The sequence below is a fragment of the Microvirga arabica genome (assembly GCF_016811235.1).
Classification (GTDB): domain Bacteria; phylum Pseudomonadota; class Alphaproteobacteria; order Rhizobiales; family Beijerinckiaceae; genus Microvirga; species Microvirga arabica.
Genome location: NZ_JAFBID010000041.1, coordinates 1 through 15,939 on the forward strand (window position 1 = coordinate 1; position 15,939 = coordinate 15,939).

The window sequence follows — 15,939 nt, forward strand, 5'->3', positions numbered from 1 at the left end:
GCCGCCATGCTGTTCTGGGCTCTGCTCGCATCCGGTCAGATCACCATGCGCAAGGTCGATGGTTGGAAGACACTCACGCAAGCATCAGCCGCAAAGGAGACGATTGACCTCGCCGCCTGACCCAATACGATGTTCATGCTGGAGATCGCGCTACCCGAATTTCTACACAACTCGCGACGGCACCATGTTGATTGCGGCGGCGCTACTGAATTCCATCGCAATCAGGACTTTGCTTGAACCACGTGTACAGGATGCCGGGAGAAGCATCACTCCCGAGAAGGTGAGGGCGAGCAATCGCATCACGAGCATCGTCGTGAAGCAATTAGTTTTTGCACTCATCAGTTAAAGTTGGAACCTGCATTATAATCATCAGGATCTGCATGCTGGCGCTCCAATTGTCGGAGCTTGGATTTAATCCATGAGTCAGTGTTGACGTAGACAGTCGATATATCCTGGCTCCATCGTCTCGCGATGTACACCAATATCGCGTCGTGTGCATTCCATGTATTTTCGGCAAACCAGTCCCATAAGCTATGCCACCTGGAATCTTCACCCATTGGCATTCTGGGCTCAAGTTCAGAAGGAGGCTGACGATAGCCGGTCAGATCGGCCTTTCGGTCTATATCGCTATACTCCATTACTCTTATGGGAAGAGTCGCATAGGCCGGGTCACGGCGACCGAGGCGGATTAACTGCCCCTGCGTTCTAATCCATCCATTTACCAGATCAACATAGTAAACAGGCGAACTAATATAGTCGGGTGCGTTACCGAGGCGTGGATGTGAAAAAATAGACCTGGCAAAGATGCATGGGTCCTCAGTGCCCGGATATGCACTAGGGCGCCATAACTCAGCAATTGGCGCATCCTCGAGTTCACGCTCTGTTGGCTGTCCGCCAGAGGCGTAGCGATCCAGATCACTATGGAGAGAGAGAAAACGCCGTTGAATTTCATTCTGTTTCATAGTTGATCTATCTTTACTTTCTATTGCTGCAAAACAATTGTGAGAAGATTGCGGGAAAATCTTCAATTAAGGTGCTGCTTTCATGCTGCTCTCGGCCTAAGTATATAATCGCTACGGGCCAGAAATAGATCGAATACTTTATCAATATCTCCTGCACTACACAGGTCCAATCTAAGTATGTCAATTGTCTCAAGCAAATCCTCTGATAGTAACTCAAGTTTTATATATAATTCATCATCATCAACCAAAACGAGTTGTGGATAAGATCTAATTGCTATTTTGAATGCTTTCAGTAAAATATCGATTTCGAAATTATATTTATCTGTCTCCAACATCTTTGCGAGCTTTAAAAAACTCGGGGCGATTATGTGAGATTTACATGCATTCATATATTCACCTATACAGCTTTGACGCTTCTTTTATCAATGTTAACTGATGGCTTAATACTTCGTAATTTGATGTGAAACAATTCAGTGGAAAATTCGCTCATAAATTTTCTCGAAGGATTAGATATGGAATGGAAAGGATTTGATTTATGTCCTCCGCTAATGTTTGAAGTGGTTATTTCAACTTGAAAAGTCGATTGATTTGCTCGCATAGAGCCCTTGCGCTGCAAGGATTAGTGCTGGCTCGGGAAGGGATTGGCATTCCACTGCCATGGATTAAGTTATCCACAGGTAATTTCTCGGGGATGGCAGGGCCGACTGGCAGGACTGACGTCCGAGTGCCGCAAGATAAGCGACAGAATTATGCCAAACGCGGTTGCACAGAGTTCGCGATAGCCTTTTCTCAGGCGCTGACGCAAACTCCTCCAGCGCTCCCGATTTGCCGCTCGCAAGTCTCTGGTCACAAGTCTCTTGTCAAGGGAGCCTGCACGCGTGGCCTTGGGGGCGATCAGCCTGACTGAGTCACGCAGGACGGCGCGGGCGGGGGTAATCACTCAGAGCCTTGCGCGAATTGGATTCGCTGACCCCCTCCTATCATAGGCCGCAGCGAACTTGAGCGTCTGAGCAACGAAGAGCTGATCAAGCTGGTGCTGCGGCTGTAGCGGCTACCGAAGACCTCGCGCACATCCTTCAAGCCGCCCATTTCAGATCGCAAGGAGTGTCAGGGCAGGTCAAACCAGATGGAGTCAGGCCGGGACATGAAGGTCACAGCCGCGCCATGGGCCCGGATGTCGATAGCCTCGTCGACTATCAGCTGGGCCAATGCCCGTGCTGCCGCGCCAGACTGGCGACTGATCTGCCCGTCTAGACCGTCAGCGAACTGATACCATCGAGCTTCCCGCGATCAAGCCGTGGATCGAGCGCCATCGGCGGCTTGCGGTGCGCTACCCGTCTTACGGGGCGCTGGTTGTCACACTGATGCCAGAGGCAGCTATTGGATGGAGTCTAACGCTTGGTGCCCTCGCCGGACGGCGGCGATGATGTCATCAGGGTCGGCCGTCCAGGTGAAGGGCTTCGGGCGAGCGTTGGTTTCAGCCACGTAGCGGTTGATGGCCTCCTGAAGATCGACCCACCGACCGGAAGACGCCGCGCTTGAGCCGCTGGCGGGTCAGTTTGGCGAAGAAGCCCTCCACCGCATTGAGCCACGAGCATGACGTTGGGATGAAGTGGAAGGTGAAGCGCTCATGGTGGTCGAGCCAAGAGCGCACCTTCGCATGCTTGTGAGCAGCGTAGTTGTCGAGGATCACGTGCACCGCCTGACCCGCCGGCACCTGAGCCTCGATGGTGTTCAGGAAGCGGATGAATTCCTGATGCCGGTGGCGCTGCATGTTGCGGCCGATGACGGTGCCGTCCAGCACGTTCAGGGCGGCAAACAGCGTGGTGGTGCCATGACGTTTGTAGTCGTGGGTCATGGTCCCGAGCCGCCCCTTCTTGAGCGGCAGGCCGGGTTGGGTGCGGTCGAGCGCCTGGATCTGGCTCTTCTCGTCGACCGAGAGCACGATGGCATGCGCCGGTGGGTCGACGTAGAGCCCGACCACGTCCCGGAGCTTCTCGGCGAACCTGGGGTCGTTGGAGAGCTTGAACTGGCGGTAGCGATGCGGCTGGAGGCCGTGAGCCCGCCAGATGCGCCGCGCTCGCGCTGATGCCGGCCTGCTGCGCCATGGCGGCGGTTCAATGAGTCGCCTGACCGGCGGGTCAGAAAGGGTGAGGCGGACGACCCGCTCGGCAACGTCAGGCCCGAGCAGCTTGATCCGGGAGGGGCGGGTTTTGTCGCGCAGCAGGCCCTGGCCGTCCTATCACGCCCGCGACGCAGCCTATGCCGACGAGGCGAGCGGAGATGTCCTGCCCTCCCGCCTCAAGCCGTGGCTGCACCAAGCCTTCCCCTTGGCGGAAGGTTTGGGAACCCATGCCACCTCGATCCTCACCTGCATGGGCAAGGCCCTGGAACGGAGTCTCGACGCAACCCTGGCTCGCGACCTTCAGAAGAAGGGCCGGCGCGCCCGCCAGTGGCGTCTACCTATGCTCGGCGAACCGGAATGCGCGAGGCGAGGGACTACGGCTGCGAACACCGCTTCAGACCCGCCGCGACTCAGCGCAAGTTGACCAGCGGCTACCGTGCACTGTGTGCGGCCCGGGGGAAGCGGATATTCACACGGTCGCCAACACGGCGCGTGTCGGCCCGGGACCCACGCGTTCAAGGCAACCCCTCAGACCGTGTCCGCCTAAACCTCAATGGGGAATGAGGGTGGGTAATTACCTGGATGGTCGTCTTGCGGCCGGTCGAGCGCTTCTCGTGATTGCGCTTGGAGCCGACCAACTGTTCGAGATCGTTGTTGGTGCGTGGCAGGTCCAGTACCGCATAGGTTTGAAACAATCCAGGACGATTGGCGGCACCTAGACGACCGCAGCGAATGGAGATCTGACACCAGCCGCTGCTCCGCCTGGGCTATAGGCGCAGATCGCCATCCTCGCCATCTCAGACAAAACCTTGATCTAAACTCTATCGGGATCTGAATGCCCCTAGAACGCCCATGAAGGCTCACTGCGGCCGTCTTTTCAATCCTGCGTACTATAGTACCTGGCTTGTTTTTGGTGGCTGAGAAAGCAAATTTCGTTACTTGCAAAGCTTGCGAATTCAACCGAATTTGAGTCGGGACGCTGTGTCTAAGTAATCACGGGGGAGTTCAAGGCTATGCCTAAGAAGGAGAAGAATACTGATCTATCTAATAATGATCTTTCTTTGAAGGTGGCGGATGATGCCTTGGAGCGAACGACGAGAGAAGGCTCTAAAAATATCGAGTTCGCGTTCAGTAAAGTCGTCGACTTGAGGGCGGATCTTTCGGTGCTCGAGGTAGCCGTTGGCGTTGCGCTCTCCGTCTCGCGGATGCTTGCGAAAAAGCGCGATCGCGTTTTCGCCGAGGGACAGGTCAAGCTGGCGGAACTCACAGGCAAGAACAACAGGCTCTCCGTTGGTGCGGAGCTTCTCGTCCGCATCAGTCCGGAAGCTGCAGGCATGGTTTGGGCTGATCTCGTGCGGTGTGGGCTGAGCCTAAGCTATCAGACAGACAGGTGGGTAGAATTCCGCGGTGTAACAAGCGGCGATATGGCCCGGTCTCTTGTTGGACAGTACGGCGGTGAAGTCATCGAACTCCCTGCGTTCTGCCAGTTGGAAAGCCAAAGCAAACTTGAACTAGATATTTCGCAGGGTCGAACTGAAGAGCCGGAATACACGAGGGGTGTCGAGAGTGATGCCCAACCCGCGGCGCTGCAGGATTTGAGGCCTGAAATGCCTAAGGGGAACGCGCCGCCGAGGCAGACCGCTCAGCAGGAAATCAGCCTTCAACAGGATTACACGCAGGTACCAGATTCGCCTGGGCCCTACCTAGCCGTTCCGGAAGCTCTTGGGACGAACAGGAGCCGGCAAGACGCTGAATCCGAAAAGGCCGCTGGAGCGCGCGGGGTAGAGGGCCACGAGGTCGCATCGAAGCGGTCGTTCAGCCCCTCAGCTGGAACACGTGCTACGCCGATCACAGGGCCCCGGCGCCTGCCAAATCCTGCGCCGGGATTCCTCGAGAGTGAGGCTTCGACAGGCAAGCCGATGGATTTCGGTAAGCTGAGAACGCACGATCTGAACGACTACTAGCCCCAGGCAATCCTGATCGGCAAATCCTCATGCGAACCAACCGGAGCTTGAGTTAACGATGCCGGCCATCCCGACCCGAAGCGCGGAAACCGACGCACAATACTTGGCGGAAGGAGAGCGCCATTTGCGGCGTGCCCAACGGCAGCATCCGGAGATCGAGGATTTGATCGAGGCGCTGCTGGTCGGGTTGGAGAATGACCATACTATCCTGAAAGGATCGGCATGCCGGGCTTACAAGGCCCAGCATATGGCAATCATCGACAAGCTTCTTGCCGGTCAGCCGGAACCTGAGAAGCAGCGCGACGCAGCACTTATGCGTATCAAAGTTGCACTTGCGCGCCGACGTGGTCGGCCGCCGCAGGCGCGCACATCAAGCCTCAAAGTCACGGACGCCACCGAGGAGGAGGTTCTGAAGCTTTTGAGGTACTTAGCGAAGAGGGCCCGAGGCAAGGTTAATCCCCATCCAATCTGCATGCTGGCCATGTACATGTACTTCATCCCGCGTACCGGCTGCCGGCCTGTTGAGTGGAGCAACGCAGCCGTCGCGGGTTCCTGGCTGATCGTGCAGAGCGCAAAGTTTAGCAATGGCCGATCGGGTTTCGAGAGCCGTAAGATCAACCTTGCGTCACTCCCTTCCAAAGTCATAGAAGCCGCAGCTGTTTTTGCTCAGTGCATCCGACTGTCGGTCGCACAGTTCAAGGACTTTGAGCACTGGCGCAATGCAATCGCCGAGCTGTTGGCCCGCTGCTGCAAGGCTCTCGCCCTGCGGCGACTATCTTTGTATTCCTTGAGGCATGTGGCGCTGGCCACCTGGGCAAGGGCTGGGCTTTCGCCGTGGGAGATTGCAGCTCTAGCTGGTCATGCCTCTTTGAACTCCGCGCGGCACTATGCTGGTGCCCGCCATGGCTGGACAGCTTCGGATGGGACCGCAGATGCGGATCCCGCACGCGTTGCCGCCTTGCAGCAAAGACATGCAGGGGCGTCTGCAACCACTAGAGCTTCGGTTGTTGGAGAAACATCGTCTGTTGCTCAGGTAAATCCTCCTAAGGAAGAGTTCGATTTTGACATGCCTGCGCTGCCCAAGCCTGAAGTGAGGCCCAAGATACATGGACAGATGACTATGCAGGCGTGGGTCGAAAATATGATCGATAAAGCAGGCGGTTTGGGGGCAGGCGCCCGGCGACCTATTACTGGGATTGATCCAGGAGATGCGCCAGACACCAAGCCGGAGGGTCCGTAGAGCGTAAACCGACATCAGTCCTGGGCGCTGGCAGCGGATCCGCCTACCTGCCTTCCTTTTTAGCCATCAGAATCTTTTTGCAACGAGCTATAGGGCGACTAAGGAATGCGCCTGCAGAAGCAGCCCTGTAGGTCAGTCCGGCCCCAAAGGCCGATAGCCTAAAAATGAGGGGCGGTTGATCCTGATTCCGGAGAAGTTCTGATCCACGGCGTGCGCGCAAACGAATCGTGACCCTTGGCGTGGTGTACCTGACGACGTGTCACCGCGATCACCGGCAGAGCCGGGATGATCAGATCGCCACCGCGGGCAAGCTGACCAAGAGATCATCGCTCATCGACGCCATCGTATCCTGCATGAACAAGCTGTCGCGCTGCACCGCGCATTCGTCGTTCTGCTCCAGCAGGATCGCGCCGACCAGCCACCGGATTGCCGCCCCGTTCGGGAAGATCCCCACCACATCCGTGCGCCGCTTAACCTCGCCATTGACCCGCTCAAGCGGTTGGTCGAATGCAGCTTGGTCCGGTGCGGAGCCAGAAAGCTCATGTAGGCCAGCGCGTCCACCTCGGCTTCGTGCATCAGGGTTGCGACTTCGCCATTCGTGCGGATGTAGCATAAGCCACTGAAAGTAAACCTAAATTTTGAGAAAGTTTGCCACTGGAATTCGTGAACTAACGGCATAGAACAAAAACTTTTCTGTTGCAAATTCTGTTACAAGCCGCCGGATCGTTGCCAACCTGTCGCATCGAAATTCAATCCGACGACGCCATGGAGATCAGTATGTGTATGATGTAAGCGCCCGTAGCCGTAAGCAGACGCGAAGGCGCTTCGTAGGCGAAGGTTCGTTCAATGATCTAATCACAAACGACAAGTTCTACCTGACGAGCACAGGCCAGTTTCAACCGAGTTGGCTGCGGGCAGACGCTGGGCGTCCGAGAGCTGTGGTGGTCTTGCTCCGCATTGATACTGATACTGCTGGCGAACGGGTCAGAGTATTTGGAGCAGGGCAGGCATTCTCGATACGAGGCATGGGTACGGAAATTCCGAGGATCTCCAATGGAGCATCATCCGATCCTGTACCGGGAGGTCCCGGCTTCGAACCCCAGCCAACGCCCCAAGCTGCCTTATCGCAGGGCAATGCTATTTTGCACCTGCACGAGCGAATCGGGACGGGCTTTTCCGATGCTCCGTTCGCGCCTCTCCTCGCCCGTTGCAGGCAGCGAGCCGCATGACTCTGGCGGCGGGCCCCGCGGACCCTTGCTCGATCTGAATAAGATTGCTCCGAGCGCCGGGCGGCCGACGTGGGCCCGCAGCCGCAGCCACAGGACAGATTGGCTAAGGCTGACGCTGATGGATCTTGGCTTCCGGACCGCCGTCGCGAGCGAGTTCCGGATTCGTCCTGTGTTGGGAGGTGCAGAAGAGCAGATGCTAAATACCCTGCTTGGGACCGTATCGAGAGCAGAAGCGATTGGGCGCCCGTGGCCGACAACGCGCCGCATCGACCCATGGGATCGGAGTCGGCCGGAAGGAAGGCGTGCCGCTCCTCGGGCCGGCTTTCAGGGATTACCAGTGGCAGGCCAAATCCGGCCCCCGTCACCTGCACATGCGGCGCCACCGCTCTATCGGTATCGCTCAGACGCATACTCAGCATGTCCTAACGGCAGCCGCCATGAACTTTATGTAGCTCGGGGCCTAAGCAGCTTTTAGCGGGTTGCCCAACGGATGCTGGATGTGATTCCATCTCGTGGTTTGGTTCGGGATGCGGATCATGGTGGGCAAATCCCCTGTTGTCGCGAGCGCCGCGCAGCGGCGTGAACTCATGGCCTCAGCCACTCGCGGGATCGCGGCGAGGCGGATCGGGCGCGGGCGCTCCTGCTGACCCTGGCCGGCTGGACGAGCCCGCGGATCGCCGAGGCTTTCGGCGTGCGCGAGGATACCGTGCGGCTCTGGCGCAGCGCTTTCATGGAGGGTGGGGCCGCGGCGCTGCGGACATCCGTTGCGCCGCGGCCCGGCTCCAATCAAAGCCGCGTACGCTCTGGCAGTCGCCGAGGAGGTGCTGTCCAGCTCCGGCTCGTGTCCATGCCAGCCGCCCTACACGATGAGTGCTTCCCGCATCGTTGCGTTTTTTTGTCCGAGAGCACAGGTCTCAGGCGGCGGTCGCCGTCTGAGAAGGGCCTTTCCAGAGGATCGAGGCGTCCGCATCTTCCAGGGGCGCCGGGCGTTCAAGAGTGGTCGTGATCGCCTTGGGCTGACCGGTTGCGGCGCCTTCGAGAATGCTGTGCATGACCTCGAGAACATGCAGGCCGAGGCGCCCGCTGGAGCGATGCGGCGTGCCGTTCAGGACCGCACTGGCGAGATCAGCAAGACCGAGCGCGCGATAATTGGCCTTGTTTGGTATGTCAGGCGCCCAGTTGGGCGAGCGCCAGTTGGGGACGCCGAGTGGCATCTCGCTCGAATCGACCGCACGCCAGTCACCGCCGCGCTCGGTGACCTCCACATGGCCGCCGAAGAAGTTCGGGTCCGGCACGCGCAGGGAGCCTTCGGAGCCGTAGATCTCAATGGCCGGGTGACTGTGCTTCCACACGTCCCAGCTCATGCAGAAGGTCACTTGCGCGCTGGAGGCGAATTCGAGCAGCGCCGTCACATGGGTGGGTGTCTCGACCGTGATGCTGTGGCCCTTGCGGGGCGATTCCGCTGTCACGACGCGCTCGGGGAAACCGATGCTCGACATGGCGATGACACGCTGCACCGGGCCGATCAGATTGACGAGGGTGCTCAGATAATACGGCGCCATATCGAGGATCGGACCGCCGCCGGGTTTGAAGAAGAATTCCGGATCCGGGTGCCAATGCTCCATGCCGTGGGACATCAGGAAGGCCGTTCCTGACAAAATGCGTCCGATGGCGCCGTCATCGACGAGCTTGCGGGCGAGCCGTCCGCCGGCTCCCAGGAATGTGTCGGGGGCACAGCCGAGGTGAAGGCCGCGAGCCTCCGCCTCGTCCACAAGCCTGCGGCCCTGCTCGAAATCGACAGCCAGTGGCTTTTCTGAGAACACGTGCTTGCCCGCGCTGAGGGCTGCCAGCGAGACGCCGAAATGGGCGGCCGGCACAGTGAGGTTGACCACGAGATCGATATCGTCGCGGGCGAGCAGCTGATCGACCGTCAGGGCCTCAATGCCGTGGCGGCTCGCCTGAGCCTGAGCAACCTCCGGACGCATATCGGCACAGGCGCGCAGGGTGAGACCGCGGTAGGCCGGGATGTTCTGGAGATAGATGCCCGAGATGTTCCCGCATCCGATGATGCCGACATTGAGTGAATTCATGATCGTTAATCCTCGATGGAGCGCAGGAAATCGAAGCTGGCGCGGGCGGTCCGGGCCGGGTCGGCGGGTTTGTCGTGCTCGACCACCATCCACTCGGCTCCCGCCTCGCGGCACACGCGCCACAGGTCGCGCCAGTTCAGCATGCCGGAGCCCACATCGGCCCAGCCGTCCTGATCCTCGTTCTGGCCTGCGGGTGCGATGTCCTTCACATGGGCGGCGGTGATCTTGCTGCGGTACCAGCTGATCCACTCCTTGGGGTCCGCGTCGCCGCGCACGAGCCAAGCCACATCGACCTGCCAGGCGAGGGGACTTGAGCCAGCCGCCTCGAAGATCAGTTCCAGCGCCGTCTTCGCGCCGTCTTTCGGCTTCAGCTCCCAATGGTGGTTATGATAGCCGAGGCGGACGCCTTGAGCCTGGAGGCGCTCTGCGATCTGCCCGAGTTCGCGGCCCAGCGCACGCCAGCCGTCGGCGGCCATATCCCGCTCCTCCGGCGGAACGGCCGGCATGTAGAGGTGCGTGAGACCCAGGGTGCGGCAGGCGTCAACGACGGCGTCCGGCTTCTCGCGCAGGGCCGCCATGCTGACATGGCTGGAGGACGCTTTCAGGCCGCGCGCATCGAGCTTGGCGCGAACCTCGGCAGCCTTGTCGAGATGCGATCCGACAGTCTCGACATTGCGATAACCAGCATCGGCGACCGTATCGAGGATCAGGTCGAGATCCTCCAGGGATCGCAGGGTGTAGAGTTGAATGGACAGTCTATCCGTGACGCTCATGGGGTCCTCAGGGTTCGATGGCGGCACGACAGGTCGTGCTGGAGACCTGCCGCAATATCGGGATTGTCATAGGCGCTCGCCGGAATCCGCAGCGAACAGCGAGACTTGGGTTGGATCGAGCTGGAGCGTCAGGCTCTCGCCCGGCGTGGGACGGCGAGAGCCTGAGGTGCGGACCTGAACCGAACCAACCGTATCGCTGCACCAGATCACCGTGTCAGCACCCATAGGCTCGACGATGTCGACCGTGAATCCAGGCCAGATTCCGGTGCTTGAAATCTCCAGGTGTTCCGGCCGCACACCGAGCACGACGTCCTGACCGGATGATGGGGCCACGATGAACGGGTAACCTGACAGAGACAGGCGGCGATTGCCGACGAGGAAGCTCAAGCCTTCTCCGGTGTTCTCAAGGCGGCCCTTGATGAAATTCATCTGGGGCGAGCCGACGAAGCCGGCCACGAACAGATTGGCCGGGCGGTGATAGATCTCGTCGGGCGTGCCGATCTGCTGGATCTTCTGCTCCTTCATAACCACAATACGGTCTGCCAGAGTCATGGCCTCGATCTGGTCGTGCGTGACGTAGACCATGGTGGTCTTGCCGAGGCGCGCATGCAGCCGCTTGATCTCGATGCGCAACTCGTTGCGCAGCTTCGCATCAAGGTTGGAGAGGGGCTCGTCGAAGAGGAACACGGCCGCGTCGCGCACCAGAGCCCGCCCGATCGCCACGCGCTGGCGCTGGCCGCCCGAGAGCTGGTCCGGGCGCCGGTCGAGGAGGGGGGTGATCTGCAGGAGCTCCGCTGCCTTGGCAACGCGCTTTTCGATCTCAGGCCTCGGCGTCTTCGCCATCTTCAGTCCAAAGGACATGTTCTCGCGCACGTTCATGCGCGGATAGAGAGCATAGGATTGGAACACCATGGCGATGCCCCGGTCTTTGGGCTCCTCCCAAGTGACATTCTTCCCGTTGATCCAGATCTGCCCCTCTGCCACATCCAACAAGCCAGCGATGGCGTTGAGCAGGGTGGACTTGCCGCAGCCCGACGGGCCGAGGAGCACGATGAACTCGCCTTCCTGGATGTCGAGGGACAAGCCGTCGAAGACCTGGACGGATTCGAAGGCGACGGTCACATCACGAACGGAAACGGTCGACATTTCTTACCCCTTCACAGCGCCGGCAGCGATTCCGCGAACGAACCAGCGTCCGGACACAAAGTAGACGACGAGCGGAACGAGCGCTGCAAGCATGGTGGCTGCCATGTCGACGTTGTAGGCGCGCTCGCCCTGTGTTGAGTTGACGATGTTGTTGAGTTGCACGGTCATGGGCAGGTTCTCCCGACCCGCGAATGTCAGCCCGAAGATAAAGTCGTTCCAGATGCCCGTGACCTGCAGGATGGTCGCAACCACCAGGATTGGGGTCGACATGGGCAGGATCACCCGGAAAAAGATCGACCAGAACCCGCCGCCATCAATGCGCGCCGCCTTGAACAGCTCGATGGGCAACCCCGCATAGTAGTTGCGGAACAGGAGTGTCATGGTCGGCAGGCCGAAGATCACGTGCACCAGAACGATGCAGGTGAGCGAGTTATAGATCCCGCTCAGCGAGAAGATGCGCACCAGCGGATAGAGAAAGACTTGGTACGGAATGAAGGCCCCGAGCAACAGCACGCCGAACATCAGGTTGGCGCCTTTGACCCGCCAGAACGACAGCGCGTAGCCGTTAATGGCACCAGCCATGATCGAGAGGATCACGGACGGGATCAGGATGCGCATCGAGTTCCAGAACCCGACGCTGATGCCGTTGCATTCGAGGCCGGTACAGGCTGAGGACCATGCCTTGGCCCAGGCCTCGAAGGTCATGGCAGACGGCAAGGCGAGAATGTTGCCGAGCCGGATCTCCTCCATGGGCTTGAGCGATGTCACGACCATGATCCAGAGCGGCAGCAGGAAGAACAGGGCTGCGGTCACCAGGAAGGCATAGACACCGATGCGGCCGATGGTAAGGTGTTGAGGGCGTCGGCCCTGTGGCACAACGGTGCTCATGCATGCCTCCCTTGCGGACGGACGTAGCGGACGTATACCCAGGGAGCCAGGATGCTCACCACGGTGATCAGCATGATGGTCGCGGCGGCTGTCCCGAGACCGATGTTGTTGCGCTCGAAGAGGTGATCCATGACGAACTTGGCAGGCACCTCGGTGGCGATGCCCGGGCCGCCGAGGGTCATCGCAACCACGAGGTCATAGAGCTTCACGACGCCGGTCGTGAGGAGCACGACCGCCGTGACAACCATCGGTCGGAGGAGGGGCAGAACCACGGAGGTGTAGACGCGCCAGGTCGGGATCCCGTCGATCTTGGCGGCCTTCCACAGATCCTTGTCGACGCCGCGAAGGCCCGCGAGAAGGATCGCCATGGTCAAGCCGGCCCCGTGCCAGAGACCTGCGACAACGATGGTGTAGATCGCCATCCTCTGGTTCACGAGCCAATCGAAGGTGAAGCTCTCGAAGCCCATGTCCCGCACGAGCTTCTGCAGACCAAGTCCCGGATTGAGGAACCATTGCCATGCGACGCCGGTGACAACGAAGGACATGGAATAGGGATAAAGGAAGACGGTGCGGAAGAGGCCTTCGCCGCGGATGTTCTGGTCGATGAAGACGGCGAGAAGAAATCCGATGATGAGGCAGCCCGAGATGAACAGGGCGCCGAAGATGATGATGTTGGAGGCCGAGGTCAGGAAACGGTCATTGACGAAGAGGCGGCTATATTGCGCAAGGCCGACCCAATCAAGCTTGGGGAGGAGGGTCGAACTCGTAAACGAGAGCCGCACGGTCCAGAGCATGCAGCCGATATAGACGACAAGGACGATGAGAGCGGTCGGCAGGAGGGCGATGGCCGCAGGCAGGCGCGTTTTCACACGACGCTGGGTTTTCGTGCCGCCTGAAGGCATGCTGGGGGCGCGGATCGAAATGCTATCCATTCGGAAGATCCTGTCGAGAGAGGTCAAGCTTCAACACTGGCCGGCTCGCCCCAGCCCCTTAAGGGCGAGCCGTATGGTCTTAGCCTGCGTCGCGCATGGCGCTGGTGATCTTCTCGATGAAGGCATCCGCCGACATGTTGGGATTGTTCCAGTACTGGGTCACAGCGTCCTGCATGGCTCCCGAGAAGTTCGGCGGGCTCAGGATCTCCATGCTTTCCACCTGATTGGCCGGATCCTTCAGGATGCTGTGGGACTTCTGGGCGCAGGTATCCATGGAGGACACGTCAACGTCCATTCGTACCGGAATCGAGCCCTTCTTCTTGTTGAACTCGATCTGGCTGGTGGGATCGAGCAGAACCTGAATCAGCTTGTCCTGTGTCGCGAGCGCGGTCTTGTCCTTGGTCGCGGGGAACACGAAGACGTCGCCGCCGATCACGAGCTTGGGCTCCTGGCCGACGACCGTGCAGCCGTACTCCTTGCCGGCGGTCTGGCCTGCGGCGATGAACTCACCCTTGGCCCAGTCGCCGTTGAAGTGCATGGCCGCCTTGTTGGTGATCACAAGGGCTGTGGCGTCGTTCCAGTTGCGGCCCGGGCTGCCCGGGTCGACGAGCCCGCGCATCTTGCCGAAGAGTTCCACGGTTTCCTTGAACTTGGGGCTCTTCAGAACGTCCGGCTTGCGGGTGCCGTAGAGCTGGCGGAACATGTCGGCTCCGCCATGGCCGACGACCACGGCCCGGAAGAGGTTGTGCTCCCAGTTGGGCTGGCCGCCGAGAGCGATCGGAATAATGCCCTTGGCCTTCAGCTTCTCGCCGGATTCAACCAGCTCGGGGAAGGTCTTCGGAGGCTCGAGGCCGGCATCGGCAAAGATCTTCGTATTATAGAACATCCAGTTCTGGCCGTGAATATTGACCGGAACAGCGAAGAACTTCCCTTCACGGACCGTCGCGTCGACGATCGGCTTCGGCATGATCTCCCGCCACTTGCCGGCTTTTGCCTGGGCATCGACGTCGCGCACCAGATCGTTGCTGACGAGCTCGTCGAACTGCTTGCCGGTGTTGAACTGCATCATGGTCGGGGGATTGCCGCCCACCATGCGGTTGATGCCGGCCGTGCGGGCATTGGCGCCGCCGGCGATGGCGTTGTCGACCCAGGTGCCGCCGGCCTTGGTGAACTGATCTGCGAACACCTTCACGGATGCAGACTCACCGGCAGACGTCCACCAATGGAGGACCTCTGCTTTCTGCTGAGCGAGTGCTCCGGAACTCCAGATCAGGGCAACAGAAAGGGTATACGCGGAAACGCGTGTCTTCATGCTCATGGCTTCCTCCCAGAAGCGTTTTATCGATTTATGTAATCGATTACATCTTGTGTTATAGGTTGTAGGTGCTTTTAAGATTAGTCAAGACACAAGTTAAGGCAAGTTGTCCTCTCTGAAAGAGGGTAACATATCTTGCTAAGCGCCTGGAGGTAACCTGCATGAGTCGGAAAAGGTGGCGGGCCGTGAAGGAGATACGCATCGCCGACGTTGCTAGACTTGCCGGGGTATCCACAGCAACCGTCAGCCGGGTCCTGTCCGACCCGGATAAGGTGAGGCAGAAAACTCACGATCTCGTGATGGAAGCGGTGCGGCGCAGCGGCTATATCCCGAATAGCACCGCACAAAAGCTGCGCACGCGCCGGACCATGAACGTTCTGGTGATCGCCCCGAGGCTCACCAATCCGGTCTTCGCCGAGATTCTCCGCGGGGTCGATGACGAACTGACCCAGTCAGGGTACGGCATCATCATCGGTAATCTGGACAACCGCAGGGAGCGGGAGGCCCGCTATGTCGATCTGGCCCTGTCTCGTCAGGTGGACGGGGTTCTCCTGCTGACCGGATACATCCCGGAGAACGGCACGCGCAGCATGCGGGACTCCGGCCTCCCCATCGTCGCTATGTGCGCCGCCATCCATGAGGACGGCATCCCCAACGTTGTCGTGCAGGATCGTGAGGCCACCCGGCAGGCTGTGGAATACCTTGCTCGCCTGGGACACCGCAGGTTCGGCTACATCTCAGGGACCCTCAGCTCCATTATCGAAGTCGAGCGCTTCGCCGGTTTTCAGGAAGGGATCGCCGCAGCCGGCTTCGGCCAGGGCAATTTCGTGCGCTGGGAGGGGCCTTTCGTCTTCTCGACTGGCGTGGTGGCCGCCGAGGCCTTTTTGCAGATAAAGGATCGTCCCACGGGCATTTTCGCAGCCTGCGACGAGAGCGCGATCGGCTTCATCAAGCGCGTTCGCGCCGAGCGCATCCGTGTGCCGCAGGATGTTTCCGTCATCGGCTTCGACGGGATCGAATATGCAGATTACACAGAGCCTACCCTCACCACGTTCCGGCAGCCGCTGCATGAACTGGGGTGTGTCGGGGCCGATGTACTCCTGAAGCTCATTCACAACCAGATGAAGCCTGAAGACTGGAGCATCCGATTACCCGTGACGCTTCTGGAGCGCGAAACGACAGGGCCGGTTCTGCACAAGGATTACAAGTCCTTGCGCCGATCTAAGGTTTGAAGACCGTATCTGAATTCAACAGCCAGACAACCTGAGGAGAACG

The 15,939-nt window shown here is 59.5% G+C and carries 11 protein-coding genes and 3 pseudogenes; 4 read left to right on the plus strand and 10 right to left on the minus strand.

The features are described 5' to 3' along the window. Positions 1 to 338: 338 nt before the first annotated feature. The 3 genes and pseudogenes from JQC81_RS19005 to JQC81_RS19015 all read right to left on the minus strand — a co-directional run. The gene (locus JQC81_RS19005; protein ID WP_210347220.1) at positions 339 to 1,028 is read right to left on the minus strand and encodes a hypothetical protein; all 690 of its coding nucleotides are present in this window, start codon (positions 1,026 to 1,028) and stop codon (positions 339 to 341) included. A gap of 14 nt (positions 1,029 to 1,042) precedes the next feature. Then, positions 1,043 to 1,351: a hypothetical protein gene (locus JQC81_RS19010; RefSeq protein WP_203273351.1), complete on the minus strand. Its 309-nt coding sequence runs from the start codon at positions 1,349 to 1,351 to the stop codon at positions 1,043 to 1,045. A gap of 988 nt (positions 1,352 to 2,339) precedes the next feature. Then, positions 2,340 to 3,192: pseudogene (locus JQC81_RS19015) on the minus strand (IS630 family transposase); the annotation flags it as partial. A 908-nt stretch (positions 3,193 to 4,100) separates the two neighbouring features. On the opposite strand from JQC81_RS19015, the gene JQC81_RS19020 reads away from it, so the two are divergent. After that, positions 4,101 to 5,051: a hypothetical protein gene (locus tag JQC81_RS19020; protein ID WP_203273352.1), complete on the plus strand. Its 951-nt coding sequence runs from the start codon at positions 4,101 to 4,103 to the stop codon at positions 5,049 to 5,051. A 124-nt stretch (positions 5,052 to 5,175) separates the two neighbouring features. Then, positions 5,176 to 6,291 carry a site-specific integrase gene (locus tag JQC81_RS19025; protein ID WP_203273353.1) on the plus strand — a complete coding sequence of 372 codons (1,116 nt, stop codon included), beginning with the start codon at positions 5,176 to 5,178 and terminating at the stop codon, positions 6,289 to 6,291. Between the two features lie 289 nt (positions 6,292 to 6,580). Here JQC81_RS19025 and JQC81_RS19030 read toward each other — a convergent pair. Continuing rightward, a pseudogene (locus JQC81_RS19030) lies at positions 6,581 to 6,882 on the minus strand (transposase); the annotation flags it as partial. A gap of 1,266 nt (positions 6,883 to 8,148) precedes the next feature. On the opposite strand from JQC81_RS19030, the pseudogene JQC81_RS34400 reads away from it, so the two are divergent. Next, positions 8,149 to 8,526: pseudogene (locus JQC81_RS34400) on the plus strand (helix-turn-helix domain-containing protein); the annotation flags it as partial. Here the strand turns inward: JQC81_RS34400 and JQC81_RS19040 are convergent. From JQC81_RS19040 to JQC81_RS19065, 6 genes are all read right to left on the minus strand, one after another. Beyond that, positions 8,435 to 9,610 carry a Gfo/Idh/MocA family protein gene (locus JQC81_RS19040; RefSeq protein ID WP_203273355.1) on the minus strand — a complete coding sequence of 392 codons (1,176 nt, stop codon included), beginning with the start codon at positions 9,608 to 9,610 and terminating at the stop codon, positions 8,435 to 8,437. The pseudogene JQC81_RS34400 and the gene JQC81_RS19040 overlap by 92 nt on opposite strands. Before the next feature lie 5 nt (positions 9,611 to 9,615). After that, positions 9,616 to 10,383, minus strand: a complete 768-nt coding sequence (locus JQC81_RS19045; protein ID WP_203273356.1) for a sugar phosphate isomerase/epimerase family protein — start codon at positions 10,381 to 10,383, stop codon at positions 9,616 to 9,618. A 66-nt stretch (positions 10,384 to 10,449) separates the two neighbouring features. Continuing rightward, positions 10,450 to 11,529, minus strand: coding sequence for an ABC transporter ATP-binding protein (locus JQC81_RS19050; RefSeq protein ID WP_203273357.1), 1,080 nt, complete (start codon positions 11,527 to 11,529; stop codon positions 10,450 to 10,452). Between the two features lie 3 nt (positions 11,530 to 11,532). Next, entirely contained in the window at positions 11,533 to 12,417 is an 885-nt protein-coding gene (locus tag JQC81_RS19055) for a carbohydrate ABC transporter permease (RefSeq protein ID WP_203273358.1), read from the minus strand. Continuing rightward, on the minus strand, positions 12,414 to 13,319 hold the full coding sequence (locus JQC81_RS19060; protein ID WP_246520528.1) for a carbohydrate ABC transporter permease: 906 nt from the start codon (positions 13,317 to 13,319) through the stop codon (positions 12,414 to 12,416). The genes JQC81_RS19055 and JQC81_RS19060 overlap by 4 nt, the downstream gene beginning before the upstream one ends. Before the next feature lie 109 nt (positions 13,320 to 13,428). Continuing rightward, a complete protein-coding gene (locus JQC81_RS19065) occupies positions 13,429 to 14,667 on the minus strand; it encodes an ABC transporter substrate-binding protein (RefSeq protein WP_203273360.1) in 1,239 nt (412 codons plus the stop codon). A 158-nt stretch (positions 14,668 to 14,825) separates the two neighbouring features. Here JQC81_RS19065 and JQC81_RS19070 point away from each other — a divergent pair, with 158 nt between their 5' ends. Then, positions 14,826 to 15,896 carry a LacI family DNA-binding transcriptional regulator gene (locus JQC81_RS19070; RefSeq protein ID WP_203273361.1) on the plus strand — a complete coding sequence of 357 codons (1,071 nt, stop codon included), beginning with the start codon at positions 14,826 to 14,828 and terminating at the stop codon, positions 15,894 to 15,896. The last annotated feature ends 43 nt before the right edge of the window (positions 15,897 to 15,939 follow it).